Annotated in this window: 24 protein-coding genes and 1 pseudogene; 9 read left to right on the top strand and 16 right to left on the bottom strand. The window is 63.8% G+C overall.

What is annotated here, in order from left to right:
- Positions 1–46: 46 nt before the first annotated feature.
- From lysA to argH, 3 genes are read right to left on the bottom strand one after another with little or no spacing between them, the layout of a single operon-like run.
- Positions 47–1,315 carry a diaminopimelate decarboxylase gene (gene lysA / locus ACKUUH_RS04220; RefSeq protein WP_407948612.1) on the bottom strand — a complete coding sequence of 423 codons (1,269 nt, stop codon included), beginning with the start codon at positions 1,313–1,315 and terminating at the stop codon, positions 47–49.
- A 36-nt stretch (positions 1,316–1,351) separates the two neighbouring features.
- Positions 1,352–1,588 (bottom strand): LPS translocon maturation chaperone LptM, encoded by a 237-nt coding sequence (gene lptM, locus ACKUUH_RS04215; RefSeq protein ID WP_407948611.1) that lies wholly within the window; start codon positions 1,586–1,588, stop codon positions 1,352–1,354.
- Positions 1,585–2,997 carry an argininosuccinate lyase gene (gene argH / locus ACKUUH_RS04210; protein ID WP_407948610.1) on the bottom strand — a complete coding sequence of 471 codons (1,413 nt, stop codon included), beginning with the start codon at positions 2,995–2,997 and terminating at the stop codon, positions 1,585–1,587. Before argH ends, lptM begins: the two co-directional genes overlap by 4 nt.
- A gap of 139 nt (positions 2,998–3,136) precedes the next feature.
- On the opposite strand from argH, the gene ACKUUH_RS04205 reads away from it, so the two are divergent.
- Positions 3,137–3,694, top strand: a complete 558-nt coding sequence (locus ACKUUH_RS04205) for a TlpA family protein disulfide reductase (RefSeq protein WP_407948609.1) — start codon at positions 3,137–3,139, stop codon at positions 3,692–3,694.
- Here the strand turns inward: ACKUUH_RS04205 and ACKUUH_RS04200 are convergent.
- The 11 genes from ACKUUH_RS04200 to ACKUUH_RS04150 form a co-directional block, all read right to left on the bottom strand.
- The gene (locus ACKUUH_RS04200) at positions 3,663–4,487 is read right to left on the bottom strand and encodes a class I SAM-dependent methyltransferase (protein WP_407948608.1); all 825 of its coding nucleotides are present in this window, start codon (positions 4,485–4,487) and stop codon (positions 3,663–3,665) included. The genes ACKUUH_RS04205 and ACKUUH_RS04200 overlap by 32 nt on opposite strands.
- A gap of 72 nt (positions 4,488–4,559) precedes the next feature.
- Positions 4,560–5,102 carry a PAS domain-containing protein gene (locus tag ACKUUH_RS04195; protein WP_407948607.1) on the bottom strand — a complete coding sequence of 181 codons (543 nt, stop codon included), beginning with the start codon at positions 5,100–5,102 and terminating at the stop codon, positions 4,560–4,562.
- 131 nt (positions 5,103–5,233) lie between these two features.
- The gene (locus ACKUUH_RS04190) at positions 5,234–6,109 is read right to left on the bottom strand and encodes a 3-hydroxybutyryl-CoA dehydrogenase (RefSeq protein ID WP_407948606.1); all 876 of its coding nucleotides are present in this window, start codon (positions 6,107–6,109) and stop codon (positions 5,234–5,236) included.
- 166 nt (positions 6,110–6,275) lie between these two features.
- Positions 6,276–7,217, bottom strand: coding sequence for an electron transfer flavoprotein subunit alpha/FixB family protein (locus ACKUUH_RS04185; protein WP_407948605.1), 942 nt, complete (start codon positions 7,215–7,217; stop codon positions 6,276–6,278).
- Positions 7,214–7,963: an electron transfer flavoprotein subunit beta/FixA family protein gene (locus ACKUUH_RS04180; protein WP_407948604.1), complete on the bottom strand. Its 750-nt coding sequence runs from the start codon at positions 7,961–7,963 to the stop codon at positions 7,214–7,216. The genes ACKUUH_RS04185 and ACKUUH_RS04180 overlap by 4 nt, the downstream gene beginning before the upstream one ends.
- Before the next feature lie 231 nt (positions 7,964–8,194).
- Positions 8,195–8,785, bottom strand: coding sequence for a cob(I)yrinic acid a,c-diamide adenosyltransferase (locus ACKUUH_RS04175; RefSeq protein WP_407948603.1), 591 nt, complete (start codon positions 8,783–8,785; stop codon positions 8,195–8,197).
- Positions 8,786–8,795: 10 nt separating this feature from the next.
- The gene (locus ACKUUH_RS04170) at positions 8,796–9,317 is read right to left on the bottom strand and encodes a cytochrome b (protein WP_407948602.1); all 522 of its coding nucleotides are present in this window, start codon (positions 9,315–9,317) and stop codon (positions 8,796–8,798) included.
- Between the two features lie 118 nt (positions 9,318–9,435).
- Positions 9,436–10,329, bottom strand: coding sequence for a haloalkane dehalogenase (locus ACKUUH_RS04165; RefSeq protein WP_407948601.1), 894 nt, complete (start codon positions 10,327–10,329; stop codon positions 9,436–9,438).
- Between the two features lie 155 nt (positions 10,330–10,484).
- The gene (locus tag ACKUUH_RS04160; protein ID WP_407948600.1) at positions 10,485–11,030 is read right to left on the bottom strand and encodes an acyloxyacyl hydrolase; all 546 of its coding nucleotides are present in this window, start codon (positions 11,028–11,030) and stop codon (positions 10,485–10,487) included.
- A gap of 110 nt (positions 11,031–11,140) precedes the next feature.
- The gene (locus ACKUUH_RS04155) at positions 11,141–11,332 is read right to left on the bottom strand and encodes a twin transmembrane helix small protein (protein WP_407948599.1); all 192 of its coding nucleotides are present in this window, start codon (positions 11,330–11,332) and stop codon (positions 11,141–11,143) included.
- Between the two features lie 35 nt (positions 11,333–11,367).
- A complete protein-coding gene (locus tag ACKUUH_RS04150; RefSeq protein WP_407948598.1) occupies positions 11,368–13,068 on the bottom strand; it encodes an acyl-CoA dehydrogenase family protein in 1,701 nt (566 codons plus the stop codon).
- A gap of 198 nt (positions 13,069–13,266) precedes the next feature.
- Here ACKUUH_RS04150 and ACKUUH_RS04145 point away from each other — a divergent pair, with 198 nt between their 5' ends.
- The 4 genes from ACKUUH_RS04145 (at position 13,267) to ACKUUH_RS04130 (ending at position 16,166) form a co-directional block, all read left to right on the top strand.
- Positions 13,267–14,742, top strand: a complete 1,476-nt coding sequence (locus ACKUUH_RS04145) for a TrkH family potassium uptake protein (protein WP_407948597.1) — start codon at positions 13,267–13,269, stop codon at positions 14,740–14,742.
- A gap of 108 nt (positions 14,743–14,850) precedes the next feature.
- A complete protein-coding gene (locus ACKUUH_RS04140) occupies positions 14,851–15,078 on the top strand; it encodes a ribbon-helix-helix protein, CopG family (RefSeq protein ID WP_407948596.1) in 228 nt (75 codons plus the stop codon).
- 122 nt (positions 15,079–15,200) lie between these two features.
- Positions 15,201–15,341 (top strand): type II toxin-antitoxin system RelE family toxin, encoded by a 141-nt coding sequence (locus tag ACKUUH_RS04135; protein WP_407948595.1) that lies wholly within the window; start codon positions 15,201–15,203, stop codon positions 15,339–15,341.
- A gap of 123 nt (positions 15,342–15,464) precedes the next feature.
- Positions 15,465–16,166: a hypothetical protein gene (locus ACKUUH_RS04130; protein WP_407948594.1), complete on the top strand. Its 702-nt coding sequence runs from the start codon at positions 15,465–15,467 to the stop codon at positions 16,164–16,166.
- A 205-nt stretch (positions 16,167–16,371) separates the two neighbouring features.
- Here ACKUUH_RS04130 and ccrA read toward each other — a convergent pair whose 3' ends face one another.
- Positions 16,372–17,637 carry a crotonyl-CoA carboxylase/reductase gene (gene ccrA / locus ACKUUH_RS04125; RefSeq protein ID WP_407948593.1) on the bottom strand — a complete coding sequence of 422 codons (1,266 nt, stop codon included), beginning with the start codon at positions 17,635–17,637 and terminating at the stop codon, positions 16,372–16,374.
- Between the two features lie 256 nt (positions 17,638–17,893).
- On the opposite strand from ccrA, the gene ACKUUH_RS04120 reads away from it, so the two are divergent.
- Positions 17,894–18,310 carry an anti-virulence regulator CigR family protein gene (locus tag ACKUUH_RS04120; RefSeq protein WP_407948592.1) on the top strand — a complete coding sequence of 139 codons (417 nt, stop codon included), beginning with the start codon at positions 17,894–17,896 and terminating at the stop codon, positions 18,308–18,310.
- A gap of 59 nt (positions 18,311–18,369) precedes the next feature.
- On the opposite strand, the pseudogene ACKUUH_RS04115 reads toward ACKUUH_RS04120, so the two are convergent.
- A pseudogene (locus ACKUUH_RS04115) lies at positions 18,370–18,603 on the bottom strand (acyl-CoA dehydrogenase family protein); the annotation flags it as partial.
- A gap of 309 nt (positions 18,604–18,912) precedes the next feature.
- On the opposite strand from ACKUUH_RS04115, the gene ACKUUH_RS04110 reads away from it, so the two are divergent.
- The 3 genes from ACKUUH_RS04110 to ACKUUH_RS04100 all read left to right on the top strand — a co-directional run bounded on the left by ACKUUH_RS04110 (position 18,913) and on the right by ACKUUH_RS04100 (position 22,549).
- Positions 18,913–20,916: a methylmalonyl-CoA mutase family protein gene (locus ACKUUH_RS04110; protein WP_407948591.1), complete on the top strand. Its 2,004-nt coding sequence runs from the start codon at positions 18,913–18,915 to the stop codon at positions 20,914–20,916.
- 230 nt (positions 20,917–21,146) lie between these two features.
- Positions 21,147–21,434 (top strand): hypothetical protein, encoded by a 288-nt coding sequence (locus ACKUUH_RS04105; RefSeq protein WP_407948590.1) that lies wholly within the window; start codon positions 21,147–21,149, stop codon positions 21,432–21,434.
- Positions 21,431–22,549, top strand: coding sequence for a hypothetical protein (locus tag ACKUUH_RS04100; protein WP_407948589.1), 1,119 nt, complete (start codon positions 21,431–21,433; stop codon positions 22,547–22,549). Before ACKUUH_RS04105 ends, ACKUUH_RS04100 begins: the two co-directional genes overlap by 4 nt.
- Position 22,550: the final 1 nt, after the last annotated feature.

Here is a 22,550-nt window from a genome sequence, read left to right as displayed (position 1 = left end):
TTCTGCCCTCAATTGCTGCACGCTGCTCCGGGCTCTGGGGCCGTGCCTAATCAAGCCAGGACGGGATGATATCCTGTTTCAGCATTGCGTCATAACTGGGGCGCGCGCGGACTTCGGCGAAAACATCGCCCCGCACCATGACTTCGGGGACGAGGGGCCTCGTGTTGTAGGTCGAGGCCTGCACGGCGCCATAGGCGCCGGCCGACATGATGGCAACGAGGTCGCCGCTCTTCAGCCGCGGAAGCTCTCGGCCCTTGGCGAAGAAATCGCCCGTTTCGCAGACCGGTCCCACCACGTCGTAGAGCGTGGTCTCGGCGCCGTCGCGGGGCTCGGCGACCGCCTTGATCTCGTGCCAGGCGTCGTAGAGCGTCGGGCGAATGAGATCGTTCATCGCCGCGTCGAGGATGAGGAAGTTGCGGCCGTCGCCGCGCTTTTCATAGATCACGCGCGAGACGAGAATGCCCGCATTGCCCGCGATGAGGCGGCCCGGCTCGAAGGTGAGCGAGCAGCCGAGATGGCCCATCGTCCGCTTCACCATGGCGGCGTATTCGTCCGGGTGCGGCGGCACGTCGTTGTCGCCGCGATAGGGAATGCCGAGGCCGCCGCCGAGATCGATGTGACGGATGTCGTGGCCGCGCGCGCGCAGTTCCTCGACCATTGCCGCGACGCGGCTGAAGGCTGCTCCGAAAGGTGCGAGGTCGGTCAACTGGCTGCCGATATGAACGTCGATGCCGCTCGCCTCGATGCCGGGCAGCTCCCGTGCACGATCATAGACGGATGGTGCGCGCTGCCAGGAGATGCCGAACTTGTTCTCGGCCTTGCCGGTCGCGATCTTTTCATGCGTCTTTGCGTCGACATCGGGGTTCACGCGGATCGCGACGCGCGCGGTCAGGCCGCGGGCCGATGCAAGCTGCGAGAGGAGTTCGAGTTCGGGTTCGGATTCGACGTTGAACTGGTCGATCCCCGTTTCGAGCGCGAAGCTCATTTCGCTTTCCGTCTTGCCGACACCCGAAAAGACGATCTTCGCCGCGGGAATGCCGGCCGCGAGCGCGCGGCGGAGTTCGCCTTCCGAAACGACGTCCGCGCCCGCGCCCTGCCGCGCCAGCGTCGCCACGACGGCGAGGTTCGAATTTGCCTTCACCGAATAGCAGACGCGTGCGGGCTGGCCCGTGAAGGCATCCGCGAAAACGCGGTAATGCCGCTCCAGCGTCGCGCTCGAATAGCAATAGAAGGGCGTGCCGATCGCCGCGGCAATGTCGGGGATCGCGACGTCCTCGGCGTGGAGAACGCCGCCGCGATAATCGAAGTGGTGCATGTCGGTTTCCGGTGCGCGCGCTTTGCGAGGCTCGCGTCAGTAGTCGGAGGCGCGGCGGCGCGGTGCGATATCGTCCATTTCCTCGTCGAGCGGTTCGGCGTCGACAGGCGGGTTGTTGCCCAGCACTTCCTCGAGCGAGGGCCCGCGGCTTGCGGCCTGCGGCTGCGGTTTGGCGCCTTCGGGCAGCTCGAGGTCGCCCTTGCGCCCGCAGGCCGACAGCGTCGCGGCAAGCGCGAGGCCGAGCAGCGCCGTCATGATCGTGCGTTGGTTCATTCGCTTTTCCCCGCTTGCCGGCTGCTTTCGCGACCGAGTTCCTCGCGCCACCATTTGGCTGCGGCGCGCACATTCTCCGGCGATGTGCCGCCGAAGCTCGTCCGGCTCGCCACCGAATTGTCGACGCCGAGCACGGAATATACCTCATCCGTGATGCCCGGCTCCACCTCGTGCATGTCGTCGAGCGAAAGCCCGTCGAGGTCGACGCCCTTCTTCTCGGCCTTTGCCACCAGCGCGCCCGTCACGTGATGGGCCTGCCGGAAGGGGAGGTTCAAGGTCCGCACCAGCCAGTCGGCCAGATCCGTCGCCGTCGAGAAGCCGCGCGATGCCGCCGCCCGCATCGCCTTTTCGTTGACGGTGAGCGTCCTCACCATGCCGGTCATCGCGGCAAGCGACAGCGACAGCGCGTCGAGCGCATCGAAAGCCGCCTCCTTGTCTTCCTGCATGTCCTTCGAATAGGCGAGCGGCAGGCCCTTCATCACGATGAGGAGCGAGGTCAGTGCGCCGATCACGCGGCCCGCCTTCGCACGCACGAGTTCGGCGGCGTCGGGGTTGCGTTTCTGCGGCATGATCGAGGAGCCGGTGGTGAAGCTGTCCGGCAGGCGCACGAAGTCGAAGCCCGGCGTCGACCAGATCACGATCTCCTCGGCGAGCCGTGTCAGATGCGTTGCCGCGATCGAGGCGGCGGCGAGCGTTTCGAGCACGAAGTCGCGGTCGGATACGCTGTCGAGCGAATTGCGCGTGGGCGCGTCGAAGCGCAGCGCCTTCGCCGTCTTCTTGCGGTCGATGGGAAACGAGGTGCCGGCGAGCGCTGCCGCGCCCAGCGGACATTCGTTGAGGCGCTTCCTCGCATCGGCAAGCCGTCCCCGGTCCCGCGCCGCCATCTCGACGTAAGCCAGGCAATGATGCCCGAAGGTCACGGGCTGCGCCGTCTGGAGATGGGTGAAACCCGGCATGATGGTGGCGGCGTGCTCTTCGGCGCGCGTCAGCAGCGCTTCCTGCAAGTCGCGGAGCTGGCCGTCGAGATGATCGATCGTATCGCGGATATAGAGCTTGAAGTCGGTCGCCACCTGGTCGTTGCGCGAGCGGGCGGTGTGGAGCCTTCCCGCCGCCGCGCCGATGAGGTCGGCAAGCCGCGCTTCCACATTCATGTGGATGTCTTCGAGGTCGCGGCGGAATTCGAACTTGTCCCCCTCGATTTCGGCCAGCACCGCGTCGAGACCCGCGATAATTTGATCGGCATCCGCCTTTGAGATAATTCCCGTTTCCGCCAACATGGCCGCATGCGCCTTCGAGCCCTCGATGTCCTGGGCGAAGAAGCGCTGGTCGAAGCCGATGGAGGCGTTGATCTCCTCCATGATCCGGTCGGGGCCCTCGCCGAAGCGGCCGCCCCACATCTTGTTGCTCATGTTGTTCTCCGGGGCCATCTTCCGGTGCGGCGTCCGGCCCGAAACTGAAACGGTAGAAGAGTATCGAATGGATGTGCTGAAGCCGAAGACAATTGCCGTTCTGGCCGCCTTGGCGTTTTTGATCGCCGGGGCGGTATACTTGATCGGACAGGGGGGCGGCAACCCGGACGGGGCGCCTGCCAGCGCGGCCTCGGCCGCCCTCGATGCCGCGGCGCGCGGCGAGGTCGCCAATTTCAAGCCCAGACCCACGCCCGTGCCGGTGCCGGATTTCGCCTTCGAGGGCGCTTCCGGTGAGAAGCTCGACCTCGGCCATTTCCGGGGGAAGCTCGTCCTTCTCAACCTTTGGGCCACCTGGTGCGGCCCCTGCCGCGAGGAAATGCCCGAGCTCGACCGGCTTCAGGCAGAGCTCGGCAGCGACCGTTTCGAGGTCGTCGCGATCAGCGTAGACCGGGAGGGGCAGGCTCTCGCCCGCGATTTCCTCGAAAAAGTCGGGGCAAAGAGCCTCGGCTTCTATATCGACCCGGCGGCCAGGGCCAATTTCACGCTCGGCGCCTTCGGGCTGCCCACGACGCTCCTCATCTCTCCGCAGGGCGAGGAAATCGGCCGCATGGTCGGCCCCGCGCCCTGGGCGAGCGAGGATGCCAAGGCCTTCATCGAGGAGGCCCTCAGGCTTTACGCGCCCGCACCGAATAGCTGAGCGGCAGGCGCGGGCCTCCTTCCGGGGCCACAAAATAACGGCCCTCTCTCACGAGGCAGGGAAGCCCCTGCCAGACGAGCCGGTCATGTTCGTGGAGAAAGTCGATCCGAAGCCCGGCCTCGGCCAGCGCCGTCACCACCTCGCCCAGCGTGTGCTGCCATTCGTGGCTTTCGAGATGTGTGAGTGAAACCGACGGCTCGGCATAATCATGCGCGTTCTCCCATCGCTGTGGCCCCTCGAGAAAATAGGGGCGCACCGCATGGTAGTTGCCGTCCGCCGTCTCCGCCTCGTCGTCGAAAATCCAAAGCATCGGATGGCCTTCCGCGAGATAGAAGGTGCCGCCGGGTTTGAGGCAGTCGGCGATGTTTTTCGCCCAGATGCGCAAGTCCGGCAGCCACATGAGAACGCCCCAGCTCGCAAAGACCATGTCGTAGCCGGTGCCGGCTCTCTGCGCCGCTTCGTCCACCCTCGCGCAGATGAAGCGCGCCGGCAGCTTCGCTTGTGCCGCGAGCGCCTCCGCCGCCGCAATGGCCTTCGGTGAAAAATCGAGCCCTGTCACGGCCGCCCCCTTGCGTGCGAGCGACAGCGTGTCGAGGCCGAAATGGCATTGCAGGTGAAGCAGCCGCTTCCCCGCCACGTCGCCCAGTTCGTCGAGGATCAGCGGATCGAGGCTCGTCTCGCCCGCAAGGAATTCCTTCACGCGGTAGAAGTCCGAGCCGACATGAATGCCGACCTGCTCCTCCCAGCGTGCGAGATTTGCGGTAATGGGATCGTTCGATGGTGTTGCGGACATGGCGAAGCTCCTCCCCAGGCGCTTCGCTTGTCGCGAAGCCGGGCAGGATACGCCTCTCGGGACGCCCGTCAATTATCCGCCGGACTGATCCGCCCTTGCCACGAACATGGCGCCGATGACCTGGACGGGTTCGCTGCCGCCCGCCGTCATCGGGACCGAGAGGCAGTGCCCGATGAGATACAGGCGCTCCGAGGCCGCGAAGGGCACTTTCACGAAGACGGGCTTGCGGCCGAAAAACGCTTTCTGCGTGATGTAGGTCCAGCGCTGCTGCACCGAACCCGGGTTGCGGCTGGAATAGGCGGCGCTCTCCTCCGCGAATTCCGAGAGAAGCTTGCCCGTCCGTTCCTCGCCCAGAAGCTCGACAAGCGCCGTGCCGAAGAGCCGCGTGCGGAAATCCCTGCCGCCGTCGACAGCCTCGGTAATGATCATGTTCGGCATGAAGCGCGCGATCTCGACCGGGTCGATATCCGCGCGGTCCATCAATTCGCGGCTGCCGCGCTTGCGCTCGAAATAGGCCGCGAGTTCGCGCACCGAGGGGTGATCGGGCGCGTCGATGAATTCCGGTTCGTTGGTGATCTTCCGTGCGCGTTCGCCGCGCTCGAAACTGTTGCCCATTTCCGTCCCTTCGCATGCACTTCAAGGTGCATTTGAAAGGCATCTTGCATGGCCGGGGTTAATGTTTCGCCAGCAACTCGTTTCTGGGGCGAAACGCTTCCGGTCTGCCGCCGGGGCTTGGCGCGTGGGCCCTAGCGGGTGGGAACGGGCTTCTCGCCGCGATAGTCGTAGAAGCCGCGCTGCGTCTTGCGGCCGAGCCAGCCCGCCTCGACATATTTCACGAGCAGCGGGCAGGGCCGGTATTTGGAATCCGCGAGCCCGTCATAGAGCACCTGCATGATCGACAGACAGGTATCGAGGCCGATGAAGTCGGCAAGCTGCAGCGGCCCCATCGGATGGTTCGCGCCGAGCTTCATCGCCTTGTCGATGCTTTCGACCGAGCCCACGCCCTCGTAAAGCGTATAGACCGCTTCGTTGATCATCGGCAGCAGGATGCGGTTCACGATGAAGGCCGGGAAGTCTTCGGCATTCGCCACCTTCTTGCCCAGCGATCCGGCGAAGCCCTGGATCAGGTTGAAGGTCGTGTCGTCGGTCGCGATGCCGCGCACCAGCTCGACGAGTTCCATCACCGGTACCGGATTCATGAAGTGCATGCCCATGAAGCGTTCGGGCCGGTCGGTCGAGGCGGCAAGCCGCGTAATCGAGATCGAGGAGGTGTTGGTCGCGATCAGCGCGTCCTCGCGCAGGTGAGGGCAAAGTTCGGCGAAGATCTTGCGCTTCACTTCTTCGTTCTCGGTCGCCGACTCGATCACGATGTCGGCGTCGTCGAAGCTTTCCATGCTTTGCGCGCCATTGAGCCGTTCGAGTGCCGCATCGCGCTGCTCGACGGTGATGCGTTCGCTCGAGACCTGCCGGGACATGTTGCCGTCGATGGTCGCGAGCCCGGCTTCGATGCGGTCGTGCGAAACGTCGTAAAGCGCGACCTCGTAGCCTGCCAGCGCGCAGACATGCGCGATACCGTTGCCCATCTGGCCAGCGCCGATCACGCCTACCTTGCGAAACTTCATAACTCGAAACCCGTGGCTTTCCGGCTCCCGTGGGGAACCCCTTCGCCCGCGAAACAGGCGGTTGCTGAATGGTGCCAAGAATGGCGCGGAAGGCTTGCAGCGTAAAGAAAAAGCGCCGCCGGTTGCCCGGCAGCGCTTCGATTTTCGGCCATTGTGGCGGCTTCGATCAGAGACCGGCCTTGCCGAGCTCTTCTTCGAGCTCCGGCACCGCCTTGAAGAGGTCGGCCACGAGGCCGTAGTCGGCGACCTGGAAGATCGGCGCCTCTTCGTCCTTGTTGATCGCGACGATGACCTTGCTGTCCTTCATGCCCGCCAGATGCTGGATCGCGCCGGAAATGCCGACCGCGATGTAAAGCTCGGGCGCGACCACCTTGCCGGTCTGGCCGACCTGGTAGTCGTTCGGCACGAAGCCCGCATCGACCGCGGCGCGCGAGGCGCCGACGCCGGCGCCGAGCTTGTCGGCGATCTTTTCGAGCATGGCGAAGTTCTCGCCGTTCTGCATGCCGCGGCCACCGGAGATGATGATCTTGGCGGAGGCGAGTTCCGGACGGTCGGACTTCGTCAGCTCTTCGCTGACGAATTCGGAGAGACCGGGGTTTTCGGCCGCACCGATCTTCTCGATCGTGGCCGAACCGCCCTGACCTGCCGCCGGGAAGGCGGTGGTGCGGACCGTGATGACCTTCTTCGCGTCGGTCGACTTCACGGTCTGGATGGCGTTGCCGGCATAGATCGGACGCTCGAACGTGTCGGCGCCGTGAACGGCGGTGATTTCCGAAACCTGCGCCACGTCGAGAAGGGCGGCGACGCGCGGCATGAAGTTCTTGCCCACGGTGGTCGCGGCCGTCACGATCGCGTCATAGCTGCCCGCCAGGCTCACGACGAGCGCGGAGAGCGGCTCGGCAACCGGATGCGCGTAGAGCGCATCGTCGGCCACCAGAACCTTCTTCACGCCGTCGAGCTTCGCGGCGGCTTCGGCCACTGCGTCGCAGCCCTGGCCGATCACGAGAACGTGGACATCGCCGCCGAGCTTCGCAGCGGCGGTTACCGTCTTCGCGGTCGCGTCGTTCAGCGCCTTGTTGTTATGGTCTGCAATAACAAGCGTGGTCATCCGATCACTCCCGCTTCCTTGAGCTTCGACACGAGTTCGGCAGCCGATTCAACCTTGATACCGGCGGAGCGCTGCGGCGGCTCGGTCACCTTCACGACTTCGAGGCGGGCCTTGACGTCGACGCCGAAATCGCCCGGCGTCTTTTCGTCGATCGGCTTCTTCTTCGCCTTCATGATGTTCGGGAGCGAGGCGTAGCGCGGCTCGTTGAGGCGGAGGTCGGTCGTGATCACGGCCGGCATCTTCAGCTTCAGCGTCTGCAGGCCGCCATCGACCTCGCGCTTCAGGTTCAGCGTGTCGCCGGCGATCTCGACCTTCGAGGCGAAGGTGCCCTGCGACCAGCCGAGCAGCGCCGAAAGCATCTGGCCCGTCTGGTTGCAATCGTCGTCGATCGCCTGCTTGCCGAGGATGATGAGGTCGGGCTTCTCGGCTTCCGCCACGCCCTTCAGGATCTTGGCGACGTTGAGCGGTTCGACCGTCTCATCGGTCTTCACGAGAATGCCGCGGTCGGCGCCCATGGCGAGCGCGGTGCGGATCGTTTCGCTGGTCTGCTGGACGCCGATGGAGACGACGACGACTTCGGTCGCCGTACCCGCTTCCTTCAGGCGAACCGCTTCTTCGACGGCGATTTCGTCGAAGGGGTTCATGGACATCTTGACGTTGGCGAGATCGACGCCGCTGCCATCCGACTTCACTCGGATTTTCACGTTGTAGTCGACCACTCGCTTGATCGGTACGAGGACTTTCATCGAGGCGGACTCCTGAGCGCTTGCCTTGGCGGCGAGAAACGGGGTGAAACTGCCCCCGGCCTCTCGGAAACCTCGGCGCCGGTCTTGGTGTAGGTCTGGGCGGCTGGTTGCCTTGAAAACGGCTGTTTCTCGCGCAAAACGAGGCCAAACGCGCCCGGTGCCACAAAGCTGCTGTTGCGGTGCGGGAACCTAGAGGCCCCGTCCGCCCCTGTCAACGAATAGGGGAGGGGCCTAGCGCGTCGCGCCCGGCACCCACATCACGTCGCCGGGGCCGTTCCCGTCCTCGCCCAGATTGGCGTAGCGGGCGGCAACGAAAAGGAAGTCGGAGAGGCGGTTCAGATAACGCAGCGCCGCCTCGTTCACCCGCTCATGCGGCCCCTCCATGAGCGCCGTCACCTGCCGCTCGGCACGGCGGCAGACGGTGCGGGCAAGGTGCAGATAGGCCGCGGACGGGGTTCCGCCCGGCAGCACGAAGGAGCGGAGCGGCTCGAGCGCCGCATTCATCTCGTCGATCTCGCTCTCGAGGCGGGTCACCTGCGCCTCGAGGATGCGGAGCGGCTCCCAGTCGAGCTTTTCGTCCTTTTCGGGCGTCGCGAGATCGGCGCCGAGGTCGAAAAGCTCGTTCTGGATGCGGGCAAGCATGGCGTCGAGTTTCAGCATGCTCCCCGTATGGAGCCGCACGATGCCGATGACGGAATTGGTCTCGTCCACCGTGCCGTAGCTTTCGATGCGGAGCGCGTGTTTCGCCACGCGCTCGCCGGTCGCAAGCGCCGTCGTGCCCTTGTCGCCGCTCTTTGTGTAGATCTTGTTGAGGGTGACCATCGGGACTCCGTCAGACCTTCGCGAAAGGCAGCATCCGCTTCACAAGATTATCCTTCAGAATAATCTGATGATAGAGAACGGCAAGAATATGAAGCGAGACGAGCGCGACAATCGCGTAGGCGTTGACGGCGTGCAGCCACTCGCCGATCTCGTGCAGCATGTCGTTGCGCGCGATCTTGAGCGGGATCACGCCATAGGCCACGGGTTCGTTCTTCGACGTCGTGACCAGCAGCAGGCCGAATATCGGCTGCAACGTCACCGTCGCATAGAGACCATGATGCGTCGCCTTCGCGGCAATTTCCTGCCAGCGCGGCATCGGCGTGTAGGCGGGCCGGGCGCTTCCGCGCCGCACGGCAAGCCAGATCACCATGAGCACGAGGACCACGAGGCCGGTGCCGAAATGCAGCGTTGCCGTCTCGCGGCTCAATGTGAAGCCGCCGTAAAGCATGATGAGCACGAGCACGGTAATGGCCCAGTGCAGGGTCTTCAGCCGCGTGCCGAAGCCCGAATTGACGGAAGCGGTCTCTTTCATGTGCTGGTCTCTCTGTGGGTGTGCATCGTGCGAGAGTCGCCCGTCGCGCTGTGTGAATCAAGTTGGGCGGATCACGCTGTCAGGACAACATTACGGTGAGATGACACGAGAGGAAGCGCTATTTCCTCCAGGACCGGCGCCATTTGGCGATCGCCTCGCCGATCTCGTGGGGGCTGTCCTCCTGGATGAAGTGGCTGCCCTTCACCGTCACCTCCGTCTGGTTCTTCCAGCTCCGGCAGAATTCGCGCTGCGCGCCCGTCAGGATGGCGCCAGGGTCGGCATTGACGAAGAGCTTCGGCAGATCGTTCGCGGCCATCCAGTCCGCATAGGACCGGACGATGTCCACCACGTCTTCCGGCTCGCCGCCGAGCGGGATCTGGCGCGGCCAGGTCAGGGTCGGCCGCCGGTCCTCGCCCTCGTCGATGAAGGGGCGGCGATAGACCGCCATCTCCTCCTCGGTGAGCTTCCTGAGGATCGAGCCCGGCAATATCGCCTCGATGAAAAGGTTCTTCTCGAGGATCATCTCCTCGCCCGCCTCGGAGCGCAGCCCTTCGAAGATGCCGCGCGCATCCTCGTTCCACTCGTCCCATTCGAGGGGGCGCACGATCCCCTCCATATAGGCGATGCCTTCCACCGACTGCCGGTTCCGGTTCGCCCAGTCGAAGCCGAGTGCCGAACCCCAGTCATGGATGACGAGCGTCACGTTCTTCGTCGCGCCGACCGCTTCCAGAAAGGCATCGAGAAAACGGCGGTGTTCGCGGAAGGTGTAGCGCGCCGGTCCCGAAGGCTCGAGCTTGTCGCTGTCGCCCATGCCGATCAGGTCCGGCGCGATGCAGCGCCCCTGGTCTTTCAGATGAGGCATGACGTTCCGCCAGAGATAGGAGGAGGTCGGGTTGCCATGCAGGAAGACGATCGGATCGCCCTCGCCCATCTCGCTGAAGGTCATGCCGCGGCCCGAAATGGTGACATGGTCCTTCGGGAGTTCGGCGGCGGAAATTTCCTGTCCGGTCATGGGCGGCCTCCTGTCGGCGCCGGCCCTGTTCGAGGGCCCATGCGCGGGGATATAGGGCAGGTGGCATCATAAGGCCCGCCCTTCCCGCAAGAACAACAAAAACGGGCGCCGCATGGTTGCGGCGCCCGCTTCTCAAGGCCCGGATTTCCGGGATTTCAGAACCTGTAGGCGTAGCGGATGCCGAGATTCGTCAACCCGTCATTCTTGTCGCAAAGCGAGGCATTGGACATATGGTCGATGCCCAGCATGATGGCGTTGTGGCCGTCGAAGCTGTAGCCGAGCGAGAAGCTTTCATGGAAAGCGAGGCGGCAGCCATACTGGCGGCTGTCGGCGCTGGGCCCGTTCGTCTCGCCGTCATGGATCGCGCCGCCAAAGGTGAAATCGGTGAAAATCCCGTCGGTCAGGAAGAACGTCCAGCCAAGGCCCGCATAGGCGAGGCTTGTGCCGTCGCCGGTGTTGATGTTGGCGCCGATCAGCGGGTTCGGCGAGTAGGCCCAGGACAGGAAGTCCGGCGATGCGAAGCGGGCTTCCAGATTGATGTCCGGGTCGCTCGTCTCATGACGCTCGCGAAGAAGGTCGCTGTCATGGTCGAGCACGCCGATGCGCAGCTCGGTCAGCATCCCCTCGGCACTGGCCGGCATCGAGGTACAAAAAAACGGTGCCGCCGCGAGAGTGGTGAGTGCAAAACGCTTCAGAAACACGATGGATCCCCCTTGCTCGAAATCTTTCCAGATGTTGTCCATACTTTACAGAGGGTTTCTCAATTTTGCGATAACAGTTCCGTTGGTGAACGCCCGGGTCCGGATCGGGTTCACATGGTGCTCAGATAGAGCCCCGTCATGATGACGGCAATGGCGACGAACTGGAGCGCCACGCGCCAGCGCATCAAGGTTTGCGAACGGCTCGCAGAACCGCCCCGCATCATGTTCCACAGGCCGAGCATCAGGACGATCAGGACCGCCACCATCGCGAGGGGGCCGGCCCAGGCGAAAAATTCCGTCATCTCTCAGTTCCCTCCTTCGAGCAGGTGCATTTTCATCAATTGCCGCCTTCGAGCAGGCGGCGGGCGATCACCTGCGCCTGGATTTCCGCCGCGCCTTCGAAAATATTGAGGATGCGCGCATCGCAGAGCACGCGGCTCACCGGATATTCGAGCGCGAAGCCGTTGCCGCCATGGATCTGCAGCGCGTTGTCCGCCGCTGCCCAGGCGACGCGCGCGGCCAGCAGCTTCGCCATGCCTGCCTCGAGGTCGCAGCGCCGGCCGCCATCCTTTTCGCGCGCGGCGAAATAAGTGATCTGGCGCGCCACCATGATCTCGACCGCCATCATGACGAGCTTTCCGAAGACGCGCGGGAATGTGTAGATCGGCTTGCCGAACTGCACGCGCTCCTGTGCGTAACGCAGGCCCAGTTCCAGCGCGCATTGCGCGACGCCGACGGCGCGCGCCGCCGTCTGGATGCGCGCGCTCTCGAAGGTCTGCATGAGCTGCTTGAAGCCCTGGCCTTCCTCGCCGCCGAGCAGGTTTTCCGCCTTCACCTCGAAATCGTCGAAACCGATCTCGAATTCCTTCATGCCGCGATAACCGAGCACCTCGATCTCGCCGCCCGACATGCCCTTTGCCGGGAAGGGTTCGTTGTCGCCGCCACGGGGCTTTTCGGCGAGCAGCATCGAAAGGCCCTTGTAGCCCGGCTCGTCATTGGTGCGGCAGAGCAGCGTCATCACGTCCGCGCGTGCCGCATGCGTGATCCATGTCTTGTTGCCGTTCACCTTGTAGACGTCGCCGTCGCGCCGCCCCCGCGTGCGCAGGCTTGCAAGGTCGGAGCCGGTATTGGGTTCCGTGAACACGGCGGTGGGCAGCGTTTCGCCGCTCGCGATCTTCGGCAGCCACTTGTTCTTCTGCTCGTCCGTGCCGCCGCCGAGAATGAGTTCGGCCGCGATTTCGGAGCGTGTGCCGAGCGAGCCGACGCCGATATAGCCGCGGCTCAGTTCCTCGGAGACGACGCACATCGATTCCTTGCCGAGGCCGAGCCCGCCGAATTCTTCCGGGATCGTCAGCCCGAAGACGCCGAGTTCCGACATCTGCGCGACGACCTCCATCGGAATGTAGTCGTCCTTCAGATGCCAGTCATGCGCGTGAGGCACGACTTCGGCATCGGCGAATTTGCGCATCTGGTCGCGGATCGCGTCATAGGTTTCCTCGAGCCCGGTATCGCCGAAGGTCGCCGCGCCGGCATTCGCGGCAATGAGTTCGGCGAGCCGCGCGCGGACGGGGGCGGTATTGCCGCCCGTCACCAGCTTGCGCACGGCATCGTTGAAGAGCACCTGCGTTTCCTCATGCGTCACGCCCAGATCGCGCATGCGCACCGTCTCGCCCTGGCTCATCGGAATGCCGCCCGCCATCTGCGAGAGATATTCGCCGAAGGCGGCCTGAACGATCAGCGCCTCGAATTCGCCGAACCGGCCTTCCTCCTTCATCCGCGCGGCATAGGCGGCAAGCTGGCGCAGCGCCTCCACATAGGTCGCGAGCCAGGCAAGGCCATGCACCGCGAACTGCTCGCGCTCGATCGCCGCCGCGGAAACCTTTCCGTCCTTCGCGACCTTCGCGAAAACCGAGGCCTTCGCCTTGACAAAAAGGGCATCCGCCGCGTCCACGGCGCCCGCCGTCAGGGGCAGGAGGTCGTCGAGAAGGACTTTGCTCTCCGAAGCGTTCGAAGAGTTGGCGGCGGGAGACTGGCTCATGGACGGGACTCGCTCGTGGCAGGCGTGACGGAAAAGGCGCCGGAACCGGGCCTCGGATCGGGAAGCCGGATGTTCGGCGGGGCCCCTGAGGGAATGGCATGGACCCTTCAATGTCTATATATCTCGAACCTCCGGCTCCGGCCAGCGGGGGCCGCGATTCGGTGGATGCGGGCAAGACGGATCTGACAGGGGCATTTCATGGACAGCGCCGGGGCAAGGATAGCAACCGACAGCACCAAGGTGGTCGGTCTGGTGATCGGCGCGCTGCTGGTCGCCCTTTCGGTCGTCATGCTGGTGCCGGTGCTCGCCGAAATCGTCGCGCGCAGCAACGACTGGCAGGCCTTCCTGTCGTCCGCCGTCGTGACCGGCTTCGTCGGCGGCGCGCTGATGCTGGCGAACCAGACGGAAGAGCGCGACCTCACCCACCGCGCCACCTTCATCGTCACTTCGCTCGGCTGGCTCTCGGTCAGCGCCTTTTCGGCGCTGCCCTTCGCCTTCTCCGAAGTGGACATGAACTATACCGACGCCTTTTTCGAGGCCATGTCCGGCATCACCACCACCGGTTCCACGGTGATGACGGGGCTCGACCGGACGCCGCCCGGCATCCTGCTCTGGCGTTCGCTCATCCAGTGGATCGGCGGTGTCGGCATCATTCTGACGGCGGTGGCCATTCTGCCCTTCCTGCGCGTCGGCGGCATGCAGCTTTTCCGTACCGAGAGTTCGGATCGCTCGGAAAAGGTGCTGCCGCGTCCGGGGCAGATCGCGGTCGCCATCGGCGAGGTCTACCTGCTGCTCACGCTGCTCTGCGCGCTTGCCTATATTCTCGGCGGCATGACCGCTTTCGATGCGCTCAACCACGCCATGAGCACGATCTCGACAGGCGGCTATTCCACCCATGATGCGTCCTTCGGCTATTTCTCCAATCCCTTCATCCACTGGGCATCCATCATCTTCATGATTTCCGGCGCTTTGCCGCTCGCGCTCTACGTGCAGACGCTCAGGGGCACGGGCGAGACGCTCTGGAACGACCAGCAGGTGAAGGGCTTCATCGCGATGCTGGTAGGCGTCTCGGTGGTGATGGCGCTCTGGCTTGCCGCCCGCGGCGACTACGGTTTCTTCGAAGCGCTGACGCTCACAACCTTCAACGTCACCTCGGTCGTCACCACCACGGGCTTCGCCAGCACGGATTACACGCTCTGGGGGCCCTTCGCGATCATGGCCTTCTTCATCCTCACCTTTCTCGGCGGCTGCACGGGGTCGACCTCGGGCGGCCTCAAGATGTTCCGCCTGCAGATCCTTGCCCTTCTCTTCAAGAGCCAGGTGCGCCAGACGCTCTATCCGCATGTCGCGCAGACCATGCGCTATGCCGACCGTACGGTGAACCGCGAGATCGTCTTTTCCGTCGCGCTCTTCGTTTTCGTCTTCATGGGGTCGATCCTCGTCGCCGCGCTGGCGATCGCGGCTTTCGGCGTCGATTTCGTCACCGCGATTTCCTCCTCGGCGCAGGCCTTCGCCAATGTCGGCCCCGGCCTCGGCCCTATCGTCGGTCCCGCCGGCAATTTCGCCTCGCTCCCCGACGGCCCGAAACTCATCCTCTCCTTCGCCATGCTGCTCGGCCGCCTCGAACTGCTGACCATCCTCGTCATGTTCTCGAAGGACTACTGGGAGCGGTGAGGCGCCTGGCGGCGTCCGGCCGGCACGGGACGCGTAGGAGCTTTCTTCTTGCGCGATTTGAATACAAAAAATATCTTGAATACAAGTAGTCAAAGTGCGGAGCGCCTCATGCCCACATCCGTCCGCCTCGACGCAAAACTCGAAAAACGTCTCGACCTTCTCGCGAAGAAGACGGGGCGCACCAAGGCCTATTACCTGCGCGAGATCATCGAACGCGGTATTGCCGAGATGGAGGACTATTACCTTGCGGCGGGCGTGCTGGAGCGCGTTCGCAAGGGACAGGAAAAGACTCACTCGGCGGCCAAGGTGAGAAAAGAACTTGGCCTGGACGATTGAATATTCGGATACAGCCCGCACCCAGCTTCGCAAGATGGACAGGCAGGCGGCTCGGCGCCTTCTCGATTACATGGACGAGCGGATCGCGCCCGCTTCCGATCCGCGCTCATACGGCAAGCCGCTTGCGGGCCCGCTTGGGCGGGCTCTGGCGATACCACGTCGGCGATTGGCGCGTGATCTGCGACATCGAGGACAGTGTGCTGCGTGTCCTCGTCCTGCGGATCGGCGACAGGAAGGACGTCTATCGCAAGGCAAGGCGCTGAACCTCCCGAACTGACCGCGCGTCTATTGCCACCCGCTCTTGCGGCATCGTCATAAAATTATGCTTGGCGCGGAGGCGTCCTTGCCGCCAAACTGCGTCCCGTCTCGGAATAGGGAGAGTACGGATGAAGGCGCTCGGTCTTCTGCTGCTGCGTTCTGGTTTTTCGCTTCTCGTTGCCGTCTGGGCGGCGGCGCGGATCGTGTCGCCCGAGGGCGGTATTCCGCTCTTCGTTGTCTGGCTTCCCGAAATGCAGCCCGATGCGCTCTCCGTCCGGCTTCTCGGCGGGCTTGGCGTTCTTCTCGCCCTTCTGGCGCTGACGGGGTTCTTCCGCCTCGCCGCCTATCCGTTGCTCGTCCTCGGTTTTTTTGCTGCCGCCGTTTCGGCATGGCCCTTTCCCGCCGCGCCGCTCGATCTCGTGGCGGGCGGTCCGGGCACTTTCCTTCTTCTCGCGGTGCTTGCCGTTTCCGTTTTGATGCCGCTCCTCTTCCTCGGCGACGACCGTTTCGCGCTCGACCGTCTCTTCATGCGGCGCGCACCGGCGACGGTTGCGGCAGTGGCTGCTGTGGACGATGTGCCGTCCACGGACGGAGTGGCACCTGCCGCCGAAGCGTCGGCTGCGGCCGCGCCGTCCGAACCCGCCGGAGACCCCGAGCCTGCTTCCGGGACCGCCGAAGCGCCTGCCGAGCCGCCCTTCGAATCGCAAGTGGAAGTGGCGGCCGAAGAGCCGGCAGCCGGGCCGGCGGCGGAGGAGGCGGCGGTTGCCTGCGAGGTGCCCGCGCCCGAGCCTGCCGCCGAATCGGCCGAGCCGGAAAAGACCGCCGCCTGAGGGGTGCGGAAAAGCGGGGATTGTTATTTTTCATCCACCCTACCGCGCCTGCGAGGGCGAAACCGGGGACAAGTTTTTCAAGCCGTCCCGGCAGGCATGACGGCGGACATGGAAAAGGGCCGGGTTATCCCCGGCCCTCGTTCATTTTATCCCCGCATTTGCGGTTTGTGACGTTTCGATGACAGTTCGATGACAGGCGGCCGTTTTACGCGGGTTTTGTCCCCGCTTCGATGGCGTCCTCGATGGTGCGGAGGCCCGGCCGCGCGGCCGAAACGAGCACCGCCATGTTGCCCGGCAGATGTTCGTTTTTCCACATCTTGTCATGCGCCAGCGGAATGTCCGTCCACGGAAGAACTTCCGACATGCCGGGGTCGATGCGGCGTTCGATGACGAGCTGGTTCGCGGCCGAGGCCTGTTTCAGATGCGCGAAATGCGAGCCCTGGATGCGCTTCTGGCGCATCCACACGAAGCGTGCGTCGAAGGTGAGGTTGAAGCCTGACGTGCCGGCGCAGAAGACAACCATGCCACCGCGCTTGGCGACCATGCAGGAAACGGGAAAGGTCGCTTCGCCGGGATGCTCGAAGACGATGTCGGGATCGATGCCCTTGCCGGTGATGTCCCAGATCGCCTTGCCGAACTTCCGCGCCTCTTTCATGAAGTCGTTGAACTCTTCCGAATTCACCTTCGGCAACTGCCCCCAGCAGTTGAAACTCTTTCTGTTGATGACGCCCTTCGCACCCATCGACATGACGAAATCATGTTTGCTGTCGTCGGAAATAACGCCGATGGCGTGGGCGCCCGCCGTTGCGCAGAGCTGAACGGCGAAGGAGCCGAGGCCTCCGCTCGCGCCCCACACCAGCACGTTCTGTCCGGGCGAAAGGATGTGCGGCCGATGGCCGAACAGCATGCGGTATGCCGTCGCGAGAGTGAGTGTGTAGCAGGCACTCTCTTCCCATGTCAGATGCTTCGGGCGCGGCATCAACTGCTGCGATTGCACGCGGCAGAACTGCGCGAAGGAACCGTCCGGCGTTTCGTAGCCCCAGATGCGCTGGCTCGGCGAGAACATCGGATCGCCGCCATTGCATTCCTCGTCGTCGCCGTCATCCTGGTTGCAGTGAATGACGACTTCGTCGCCGGCTTTCCAGCGCTTTACCTTGGAGCCGACGGCGTAGACGATGCCGGACGCGTCCGATCCTGCGATGTGATAGGGCAGCTTGTGAACGTCGAAGACGGAGACCGGCGTGCCGAGGCCGGCCCACACGCCGTTGTAGTTGACGCCCGCCGCCATCACGAGGACGAGCACCTCATTCGAGTCGATCTCCCATGTGGGCACGACCTCGACCTGCATCGCCTGCCGCGGCGGTCCCTCGCGATCGCGGCGGATCGTCCAGGCATACATGTTTTTCGGTACATGACCCAGCGGCGGGATCTCGCCGACCTCATAGAGATCCTTTTTGTCCGTATGCGTCATAACTCACCTCGCTCGCCGTTCTCCGGAGACTGCCCGTCCGGCGCGGATCATTGGCATTTGACGCCGCGGACGCAAGGGTATTTTGCACTGCAATATAAGTCTTTTCGAGCGGAAATGGCGGATTTCTGCCACTTATTTTGGGCGATAGGGGGAAAATGCGGAGTTTGCCAATGTCGTTGGCGCCGGTTGAAGGGCCCCATTGCTGCCATATAGGTGGTGCTCTCTTGGCCAGTGCTCACGTCCAAGGGAGGAAGGAATGCGCCGGTATTTCATCGCCACGGTTGTCTCGCTGGCGCTCGTCGTGCCTGCCGGTGCGGCATTCGCGAAGAATGATAAGGCGAACAACAAGGCAGGCGGTCCCGGAGGCGTCGGTTCGGAAGTTGAAATCGGCATCGATGCGTCCATCTCCTTCGGCGCCGACGAGACGCGCATCATCCGGGACTATTTCGCGGCGTCCCCATACGACGCAAAACCGCTGCCACCCGGCATTGCGAAAAACCTTGCGCGCGGCAAACCGCTTCCGCCCGGCATCGCCAAACGCTATCTGCCACGCGATCTTGCCGCGCGGCTTCCGGTGCGCGCGGATTATGAGCGGCTTATCGTCGGCGACGACATCCTGCTCGTCTCGATTGCGACGGGCATCATCGTCGATATTCTCAGCGATGCATTCTGAGGGAAAAGCCGAAGCCGCCGCGCGGGGACGTTACCCCGCGCAGCGGCCAAGCCCGAGACTTACCAGAGGCCGTGTTTCTGCACTTCGGCGCGGCCGAGGACCATGTGGTGCACTTCGTCGGGACCGTCGGCGAATCGCAGGTGGCGCATGCCGCTATACATGTCGGCGAGCGGCGTCCATTGCGAAATGCCGGCGGCGCCGTGCATCTGGATCGCCTGATCGATGATGAGGCAGACCTTTTCCGGCACCATCGCCTTCACCGCGCTGACATAGACGCGGGCTTCCATGTTGCCGGTGTCCGGCGCGCTGCAATTGAGAGATTCCGACGCGAGCGGCGACTTGCCGAGCTCGACGGCGATATGCTTCTGCACCGCGGCCATCAGCGGCCGGGCCTCGTCCGACATGGCAAGCTGGAAGAGATACTGGTTCAGGGCTGACATGAATTGCGTCCATCCCATTTCGTGTTGAGTTTCGATCCGCGCAGGGTACAGAGACCCCGGCGCGATATCCATTGCGTCGCGCTCTTTGCGTGAGCCCCTTTTGCAGCGCAGCAAAGCCTGTGATAATGGGCTCTCAAAGGTTTGTTGACGCGAGGTCAGGCGATGAGCGGGAATGGTGAAAGCGGTGCGGGCGGTCCGAAGAAGGACAAGCCCTGGATTTTTCGCACCTATGCCGGGCATTCGACGGCCAAGGCCTCAAACGAGCTCTACCGCACGAACCTTTCGCGCGGGCAGACGGGACTTTCCATCGCCTTCGACCTGCCGACCCAGACGGGTTACGACAGCGACCATGTGCTGGCGAAAGGCGAGGTCGGCAAGGTGGGTGTTCCCGTCTCGCATATCGGCGACATGCGGGCCCTCTTCGAGGGTATCCCCATGGAGCAGATGAATACCTCCATGACGATCAATGCGACGGCAGCGTGGCTGCTCGCGCTCTACATCGCCGTTGCCGACGAGCACGGCGCCGACCGGAAGAAACTTCAGGGCACGGTTCAGAACGACATCATCAAGGAATATCTCTCGCGCGGCACTTATGTGTTCCCGCCCGCACCGTCGATGCGTCTGCTGACGGATGTCGTCTCCTACACCTATACGGAAGTGCCGAAGTGGAACCCCACCAATGTCTGCTCCTATCATCTGCAGGAAGCGGGCGCGGCGCCGGTGCAGGAGCTTGCCTTTGCGCTCGCGACGGCGATTGCCGTGCTCGACCGGGTGAAGGCGGGCGGGCAGGTGCCCGAGAAGGATTTTCCACAGGTCGTGGGCCGCATCAGCTTCTTCGTCAATGCCGGTGTGCGCTTCATTACCGAGATCGCGAAGATGCGGGCTTTCGTCGATCTCTGGGACGATATCTGCCGTGAGCGCTATGGCGTGACCGACGCGAAGCTTCGCCGCTTCCGCTATGGCGTGCAGGTGAATTCGCTCGGCCTCACCGAACAACAGCCGGAAAACAACGTCTATCGCATCCTGCTCGAAATGCTGGCGGTGACATTGTCGAAGAATGCGCGCGCCCGCGCGGTGCAGCTTCCCGCGTGGAATGAAGCGCTCGGTCTTCCGCGTCCCTGGGATCAGCAATGGTCGCTTCGCGCCCAGCAGATCCTCGCTTACGAAAGCGACCTTCTCGAATATGAAGACATCTTCGACGGATCGAAGGTGATGGACGCGAAGGTCGAGGCGCTGAAGGCGGAAGCGCGGGAAGAACTCGCGCGCATAGAGCAAATGGGCGGCGCGGTCGCCGCCGTCGAGAGCGCCTATATGAAGGAGCGCCTCGTCGAATCCAATTCCGCGCGTCTTGAGGAAATCGAGGCGGGCCGCCAGATCGTGGTCGGCGTCAACAAATACGAGGAGTCGGCACCGTCGCCGCTCTCGACCGGCGCAGGCTCCATTCATGTGGTGGATCATGGCGTCGAGGCCCAGCAGATCGCGGCGCTGAAGAAATGGCGCGAGACGCGCGACAATGCCGCCGTCGAAGCGGCGCTTGCCGATCTGCGCGCGGCGGCGAAGGAAGGCCGCAATATCATGGAGCCCTCCATCGTCTGCGCGAAGGCGGGCGTGACCACGGGCGAGTGGGGTACGGCGTTGCGTGCGAGTTTCGGCGAATATCGCGCGCCGACCGGTGTCAGCCGCGCCGCGCGCAATGCGCCGGGCGATCTCGACCGGGTGCGCGAAATGGTCAATGCCGTTTCCTCGAAACTCGGACGGCGGCTCAAGTTCCTTGTCGGCAAACCAGGCCTCGACGGCCATTCAAACGGCGCCGAGCAGATTGCGGTGCGCGCGCGCGACAGCGGCATGGATGTCGTCTATGAGGGCATTCGCCTGACGCCGGAGCAGATCGTGAAGGCAGCGCAGGAGGGCGACGTCCATGTCGTCGGCCTCTCGATCCTTTCGGGCAGCCATGTCTCGCTGGTGGAAGACGTGATGACGCGGATGCGCGAGGCCGGTCTCGGCGATATTCCGGTCGTGGTGGGCGGCATCATTCCGGCGGATGACGAAGAGAAACTCCGCGCCGCCGGCGTCGCCGCGATTTACACGCCGAAGGATTTCCAGATCAACGACATCATGATCGAGGTCGTCCGCCTCGTGGACTACAACACGGAAGAAGCGGCCTGAGGCCGGGCACGGCTGGCACGGATCACATTCTTGCCATATTCCCATAATGTTTCCGCCGCATTGGAGTCCTTCAATGGCACAATGCAGTTTGGGGCATATGGGGCTTCATCGATCCCTGTGGCGGTTGTTATTTCAAGGTCTTCGGTTTCTTCCGGACTTCGCGCCCACGCCCCCAGAATGTTACGGTTAAAAAAGCGTTAACGCGGGGTGCGTGAGGAAAGGACCGGCTGATGAGTGACGGTTTCGACACCGCTGGCGGACAGGGCGGTCAGAAGAAAGACCAGACGGCATGGCACTACGGGCGGAACGCCGAGCCATTGCCGGAACTCCATGTCTTTTCGAGGCTTTCCGAGCTCGATGCGGCCTATGCCGCGGAGCTTGCGCGGCGACGCGCGCGGCAGGAAACGCTCGAACGCGAAATCGGCGAACTTGCGAAGCGGCTCGCCGCGCCGCTTGAGGGAGCTGTTGAGGAAGCACCGAAAAAGAAGGGTTTCTTCGGCCGGAGGTCGCAGTCATGAGCGGCGTTTCCCTGATTTCCGAAGAGATGCGCGCCCGGATGTCGCGCAATTATGTGCAGAGCGAGCGCGAGGCGCGCTTTGCAAGTTTCCATTTCATGGCGTTCCTGCTCGTCGGTCTCATTGCTTTCGGCGCGCTTGTCGTCGACTACATGATCGTCAGCGAATTCTGGACGCGGGCGCTTGCCAACGAGTTTCTCGAATTGCCGGGCGCGCTCGGGTCTTCCGTCGCCTTCAAGTCGATGCAGGTTCTCTTCGCAACCGTTGCGGCCCACATCCTCTATGAGCAGCTCGGCCCGTTCGGTAAGGCGCTCTTCGTGCGGATCGTCTTCGTGCTGGCGCTCGCCATGCTTCTCGGCGTCGGCGTTCTCCTCGCGCTGATGTCGTTGCCCAACGGGATCGCCGCAACGAGCGATGGCAGCGTCGGCTCCTCGCTCGGCAATGCGCTTGCCGGTCTCGGCATTACGACGGACGCCGCGCAGGAGACCGCGCGTACCACAAGCGAGATCGACCAGATGCGCGGCTGGCAGCCGCTCGCCTGGCTTTCTTCGCTCGGTATCGTCTTTCTGGTGGTAACGGGCGTTGCGGCGCTGTGCATTCATTACGCCGTGGCATCGCTCCGGCGCGTGTTCCATGCGCGCGACTTCAAGCATCGCCGCGCGGCCATGGAGCGTCTTGCCTCGCTCGAGGCGGAATATGACGGCAACCGGCATTCGCTTTCCGAAATGGAAGGACCTGAAAACAGGCGGCACCTTCTCTGGACGGGCCTGATGCGCGAATGCCGTTCCTATGAGCAGGGCCTCGACGAGGCCCGGCGCGACGGCAACAGGCTCTCGCAGGCGCAGGCGTCGAATGCGCGCGGTCTTCTCGGCCGCCGGAAGCAGGCGCCCGCGCTCGCCAACGGTGCGCAGGGCCCGTTCACTGAGAGGCTCAAGGCATGCGAGCAGTCGCGGCAACTCGGGCGCTACGAAAAGCTTTTCGACGAATGGTGGGAGCGCCGCTCGCGCAATGCGATGAAGGCGGGGCCCGCGCGCTTCGAGGCGGTACGTGAGCCGATTGGCGAGATCCTGCCGCCCCCGGCTTCGCGGCGCATCCCCATCGGCTCGGCGGGTGAGTAGG

It is taken from the genome of Parvibaculum sp., from assembly GCF_045863935.1.
Classification (GTDB): Bacteria; Pseudomonadota; Alphaproteobacteria; order Parvibaculales; family Parvibaculaceae; genus Parvibaculum.
The sequence above is the reverse complement of the archived record's forward strand: the minus strand, read 5'-3'. Positions and strand labels throughout refer to the sequence as shown.

Bases quoted from the DNA above. Each gene is read 5' to 3' on its own strand.
- lysA (WP_407948612.1), bottom strand. From the start codon at position 1,315: ATGCACCACTTCGATTATCGCGGCGGCGTTCTCCACGCCGAGGACGTC.
- lptM (WP_407948611.1), bottom strand. From the start codon at position 1,588: ATGAACCAACGCACGATCATGACGGCGCTGCTCGGCCTCGCGCTTGCC.
- argH (WP_407948610.1), bottom strand. From the start codon at position 2,997: ATGAGCAACAAGATGTGGGGCGGCCGCTTCGGCGAGGGCCCCGACCGG.
- ACKUUH_RS04200 (WP_407948608.1), bottom strand. From the start codon at position 4,487: ATGTCCGCAACACCATCGAACGATCCCATTACCGCAAATCTCGCACGC.
- ACKUUH_RS04195 (WP_407948607.1), bottom strand. From the start codon at position 5,102: ATGGGCAACAGTTTCGAGCGCGGCGAACGCGCACGGAAGATCACCAAC.
- ACKUUH_RS04190 (WP_407948606.1), bottom strand. From the start codon at position 6,109: ATGAAGTTTCGCAAGGTAGGCGTGATCGGCGCTGGCCAGATGGGCAAC.
- ACKUUH_RS04185 (WP_407948605.1), bottom strand. From the start codon at position 7,217: ATGACCACGCTTGTTATTGCAGACCATAACAACAAGGCGCTGAACGAC.
- ACKUUH_RS04180 (WP_407948604.1), bottom strand. From the start codon at position 7,963: ATGAAAGTCCTCGTACCGATCAAGCGAGTGGTCGACTACAACGTGAAA.
- ACKUUH_RS04175 (WP_407948603.1), bottom strand. From the start codon at position 8,785: ATGGTCACCCTCAACAAGATCTACACAAAGAGCGGCGACAAGGGCACG.
- ACKUUH_RS04170 (WP_407948602.1), bottom strand. From the start codon at position 9,317: ATGAAAGAGACCGCTTCCGTCAATTCGGGCTTCGGCACGCGGCTGAAG.
- ACKUUH_RS04165 (WP_407948601.1), bottom strand. From the start codon at position 10,329: ATGACCGGACAGGAAATTTCCGCCGCCGAACTCCCGAAGGACCATGTC.
- ACKUUH_RS04155 (WP_407948599.1), bottom strand. From the start codon at position 11,332: ATGACGGAATTTTTCGCCTGGGCCGGCCCCCTCGCGATGGTGGCGGTC.
- ACKUUH_RS04150 (WP_407948598.1), bottom strand. From the start codon at position 13,068: ATGAGCCAGTCTCCCGCCGCCAACTCTTCGAACGCTTCGGAGAGCAAA.
- ACKUUH_RS04145 (WP_407948597.1), top strand. From the start codon at position 13,267: ATGGACAGCGCCGGGGCAAGGATAGCAACCGACAGCACCAAGGTGGTC.
- ACKUUH_RS04140 (WP_407948596.1), top strand. From the start codon at position 14,851: ATGCCCACATCCGTCCGCCTCGACGCAAAACTCGAAAAACGTCTCGAC.
- ACKUUH_RS04130 (WP_407948594.1), top strand. From the start codon at position 15,465: ATGAAGGCGCTCGGTCTTCTGCTGCTGCGTTCTGGTTTTTCGCTTCTC.
- ccrA (WP_407948593.1), bottom strand. From the start codon at position 17,637: ATGACGCATACGGACAAAAAGGATCTCTATGAGGTCGGCGAGATCCCG.
- ACKUUH_RS04120 (WP_407948592.1), top strand. From the start codon at position 17,894: ATGCGCCGGTATTTCATCGCCACGGTTGTCTCGCTGGCGCTCGTCGTG.
- ACKUUH_RS04110 (WP_407948591.1), top strand. From the start codon at position 18,913: ATGAGCGGGAATGGTGAAAGCGGTGCGGGCGGTCCGAAGAAGGACAAG.
- ACKUUH_RS04105 (WP_407948590.1), top strand. From the start codon at position 21,147: ATGAGTGACGGTTTCGACACCGCTGGCGGACAGGGCGGTCAGAAGAAA.
- ACKUUH_RS04100 (WP_407948589.1), top strand. From the start codon at position 21,431: ATGAGCGGCGTTTCCCTGATTTCCGAAGAGATGCGCGCCCGGATGTCG.